This is a genomic window from Acinetobacter gerneri DSM 14967 = CIP 107464 = MTCC 9824 (genome assembly GCF_000368565.1).
GTDB classification, from domain to species: Bacteria; Pseudomonadota; Gammaproteobacteria; order Pseudomonadales; family Moraxellaceae; genus Acinetobacter; species Acinetobacter gerneri.
This window is the reverse complement of sequence record NZ_KB849529.1, coordinates 1-4,993: the sequence shown is the minus strand read 5'-3', so window position 1 is coordinate 4,993 and position 4,993 is coordinate 1. Positions and strand designations below refer to the sequence as shown.

The following is a 4,993-nucleotide window of genomic DNA, read 5'->3' as shown; positions in this document are numbered from 1 at the left end:
GTCTGTAAATTTAGATGTTTTCATGCAGAATCTCCTGCTTGTATCTTAAGAGAAAATTCTACTTTTAGATCCTATTATTTTTAGGGGGGATTACCGGAGCATATACAGGAGTTTTCAATGAATTTGCTAATTCCTGAGCAGTACCACTAGAACCACTCCAACATGACCCAAAGCAAATTGGTGTTCCTGCAACATAATCTGGATTATTTCTAACTGCTTCTGCTACTTGTTCAACATTAGTAGGCTTATCATTAATAACTGTGATCCCACCTATTTCATCATAATTTGGTTTGCTACCATGTACAATTATATTATGCCCATTCCCAGTATCAGTTGCATTTTTAAAATTGTTAATTGTAGCTGAATCATCACCAATTGCTGTACTAACAGAATTATGTCTTACTGTATCCCCAGCAGCAGTACTACTGTCCATTAAATCACTTGATTTATTAGCAACATTTCCAACCGTACTTGTTGTCGCCTTTAACCCCTGATTAACAATTACTGCTTCACCAAATAAGTTAACAATTCCACTGACTAATTTAATATTTCCAGCCGTTTCCTCATCAACTCCATTATTGGTTAATACGAATGAATTTGTCTGTTTTAATGGCTCTTTTCCAAAATTAGCAATAGCTGTGGCTATATCATCACTACCATTTACGATAAAGTAACTAGATCCAACTACAGCTATGCCACAGCCTACAACAGTTGCACAACCCGCTACATCTATACCAGCGGCTAAACCTAGTTGAGCAACTCCTCCTGTTAACTGTAAACCTGGTACAACATATTTAAAAACGGGTCCTTTTATTGTATCCCATAATTCTCGGCTCTCGTTCACAATTGATTGATTAACTAGACTTAACTGCAGCTCAGCAATAAGTTTAGGGTTATCTTTAACAAGTTGTTCATACTCTGATTGTGATATTACATCCCCGTCTTTAATCTGCTTATCAAAATCATTTGAAAATGTATTTGCCTCAGGTGATAATATTGTAGTTCCATCAGATGATTTATAGTTTGTTGTATCAGTCAATTCCTCAAAAATACTTTCTGGTACTGATTCTCTTGCAATTAAGCCATTAGCAACTGCGTATTGAAGTATATTAAATTTGATATCTATATCATCGTAATATGTTGTTTTATCTTTTCTTACTGATTCTAATACATTATTCTCAACCGCATTCTTCCCAACCACACCCGCTAACTGCGCATTAAATGTCGAGTCACCAACCGTGCCACCTACTGCTGCACCAATTGCTGAAGTTAAATCACGAATACTTGCTTTAGTGCTTTCAGGTAATAAGTTCGGATCAAACTTGCCAGTTTCAGGGTTAATTGCTGTCTTACCATCATTGTATTGATTTGCAATGTATTTCGCCGCTGCTTCACTCGCAACTGCTGCACTTCCACCTGCTGCTGGATCTCCTCCATTGACATAGGCTAAAACCGCACCCAATATTGCATGAGATACCAATTGTGCTGCTGTATTCTCATTTTCTCCATGACCAACAGTGGAACCAATCAATTGCGATGCATAAGGTGCGAGAGTATTAGTAGCAACTTGTAGATCTGTTTGACCTCCTAACGCACCTGTAATGATCGTAGTGACTGCATTTAAAACACGGCTACTATCACCACCGATGCCCCATTTACCAGTAACAACTTTCTCATTTGCTAATGCAGCTGCATAAGTCGAATTTTGTGAAAAGTATGCGTCTTGTTCTGTTGGAGTCATTTGCTTGACATTAGCTAACTCATCCTCACTCAAATAACCTTTAAGTGCTGTTTTAATCTCTTCTTTTTGTGCATTGGCAGCTTTGATTTGATCTTGTGCATATGTTCTGGTCGCAGCCGCAATCGTCGACGTCGCATCCGCCACCGACTTCTGATTGTCCAATATATTTTGTAAGTTCGGTAATGTGTCTAACTTTTTATTGGCTGTTGCTGCGTCACTATGGATACCCAACTGCTCAGTCGTCGTCTGCTTACCACCGATCGTGATATTGCCATCGCTTAACGTTGCATAGGTCGTACTACTGTCTTTGTCTGACTCATGTTGTGGTAAGCTTGGGCTAAAGCTGGTCGCATTACGCCAGTTGTCATTATTGGTCGGATTTGATGCTTCGTTATTACCAGATGTCTTATCTTTATTGAAGCTTGTACCACCCGATAGACTCACAGTGGTCGCATCATAACTGCTCTTATTTTCTATATTGCTAAACGTCAAACTATTGGCAGTCAGATCATTTTTATCTTTTGTTGCTGTGGATACAATCGCACCACCTTGGAGATCAACACGATCTGCTTTGACATGATAACCACCATCTCCTGCAAATAGTCCTGATTGTTGGTTGACACCGTTCGATTGTCCATTGGCATTGCTATTATTATAGTTACCTGAGGCTTGCCATGCGGTACCCAATGATGCCTGTACTCGTCCGCCTATCCCTGTTTGATCTATCTTTTGATCAATTGTATCTTGTTGGCTAATGATATTGAGCTTACCGCCTACATCCGCATCGATACGATCTGCTGTCGCTTGCGCACCTGCAAGTGTGGTATCTCCTTTGCTCTTCAAACTGATATTGTTGGCATCAAGCGTGGTTTGGTTCTGCATTTGCTGATAATAAATTTAATTCCGCTTGTAACTCATCATAAACTTTTTGTGAAAATTTCAACATATCATCTTCCCTATATTTTAATTTACATAAAATATTGAGAAGAAATATTATCTAATTGCTTTAAGTATTTCTCACTTGAATTAAATTTCTCAGAATTCATCCATTTTTCTCTATACTTCACAATACTGCTAATTTGAATATCTTCATAACCAAACTCAACATTACAACATGGACAAATTTCAAATGTTGGAGTTTTACCATCATCTCCCCATGGGAATATTGTTTCATCAAAATACCCACAAATTCTGCATGTATGTAACATATTATTGTGCATTAAAATACTCCAAATTACTTGAATAACCATGTTCTTTTGGGTTCGGTTTAAATATAGTTCTAGGAAGTCCGTCTTTTGTTTTTACTGCAAATGTATTTGTACTCGGTTGATACAACACACTATCACCATTCTTTCTAACTTTCACTAATGTACCAGTGGGTGGATTATTTACAAAATCTTGTGCAAAACGGTAATAATCATTTTGAGATAATAATGTAGGAAACTCATCTTTATGTTTCTGCCAATGTCCGGCTAAGTTGATATTATTCGAGACTTTTTTAGCAGAAGTCCAATCAGCACTAGTTTCTCCATCACGATAAACATTATTTTCAATTCTCGCAGCTGCTTTTTCCGCATTTTGGGCTACCTTAGTAGCTTTCATCGTATTAAATGCTGTTAAACCATACTTTCCAATATAGGCTAAGTCTGCAACTGTCATTACAGTAGAACCTATATTAAGAGCAGTATCAATCTGTCTACCTGGTACTTTCAAATCATCTATCGCAAAGTCCTGAGGGTATGCCGTCGTATTTGAATTTACTGCATTATCTAATTTCGCTGCTTTTGAATAATTAAATGCATCTTTGATCGCAGATCCTATACTACTTGAAGGAATAACTCCTGCATCCTTATACATACGAACATAGGCCAATCCTTCTGCAATATTATATAAATCACTAATATCAACCGCAGGCTGATTTTGTCCTTTGACTAATAAATCTCTGATTTGTAATTGTAAATCCTTATTCGAACCAGCAAGCGCTTTAAAATCTCCTCCAAGTTGGGCCATTAATGTTTCAGCTTGAAGTCTTAGACCATTAACCCCCTGATCTTTGTCTTTATTTGAAACAATAAAATAGGTTTTTCCATCAGATTTAGTCAAACCTAATGCAATTTGCTTACATTGGGTGTCTGTACTACATTTGCCTGCAATTTTTAAATCATTTGCAATGATTGATCCATTGGATACTTTGTCATCTTTAAATATAACAGCTGAATGTGTTGCAACGTTTTTATGAAAAACATCATCAATTTTTTCATCTCGCTGTCTTGTAGGCTGTCTATCTTTAAAATCATCCCCAACAGCTTGTTGCACAGCGATTTGTGATGCATTTTTTGCCAGTAAATCTTGTTGGGCTTGGGAATCATTTACACCAGAAATAATTGGTTTTGGTATGTTTTGAATGTTGTGTTTAGTATCATTAATATTTGTTGAATTGACCCAACTATTTATGTTAAATGCAGTTTCACCAAGCCAAGCTAATGCGTCTGCAGAATTTTCACTAAAACCTGCTTGATGTGAAGCTTCATGTGTAATTAAATTTACACTCTTGTTTTGAGCATTCACATCAAGATAAGTATCTAATTTATTTGTAATATTGGTTGTTGCGTTAACTCGATAATCATCTTTATTTAAGAGATCTTGTACCAAATTAATTTGGGTGTTTCCTACACTTGTTTCATCAATCAACCCTTGGCTATATTTATTTAGTATATCTTGATTATCGACAACATTCGTTGACTTTCCTTCTTGAATTAATTGTAGATTTGCAGCTAAGTCTGAATTATATGCAGCATTTACATTATTTTGAGTTAGGGTAGTAGCATCTTTTACAGTCCCATTTTCATCAAATAAACCTACAATACCTGAACCTAAAATTAACCCTCCAGTAGCTGTCGAACCTGCGATAATTTTTCCATTCTGTGGTAAATTCTTCTGCTCCTGAATAATTTCAGCTCGCCCACTCTCCGTCAACAATCGATGATCCACCGTAACAGAACCATCTAACATCCCTGTCACTTGATCTCGGGTAATTTCTTGGTTTTGGTTAATATCTCTGTTTGTACCATCAGTTGCATTTGTAACAGTACCTTGCCCCATCGTCGCTTTGGTCAACTGTTCTGTTTCATTACCCGTGCTTTGCAACCCCACAGTCGTACTTCCGCTTGGGAATTTACTACTATTTTCATCCTGACCTTTTATTGGCGTACCAATATTGGTTAAGATATTAAAACCTCGATTACTTTCAGA

General features: G+C 37.0%; 1 protein-coding gene and 2 pseudogenes. All 3 read right to left on the bottom strand.

The annotated features are described in order from the left end of the window. Nucleotides 1-64: 64 nt before the first annotated feature. A pseudogene (locus F960_RS21695) lies at nt 65-2,617 on the bottom strand (VENN motif pre-toxin domain-containing protein); the annotation flags it as partial. A 92-nt stretch (nt 2,618-2,709) separates the two neighbouring features. Further along, on the bottom strand, nt 2,710-2,961 hold the full coding sequence (locus F960_RS00260; RefSeq protein ID WP_004846994.1) for a hypothetical protein: 252 nt from the start codon (nt 2,959-2,961) through the stop codon (nt 2,710-2,712). Next, nucleotides 2,951-4,993 (bottom strand): annotated as a pseudogene (locus tag F960_RS22870) (hypothetical protein); the annotation flags it as partial. The pseudogene F960_RS22870 and the gene F960_RS00260, both read right to left, overlap by 11 nt.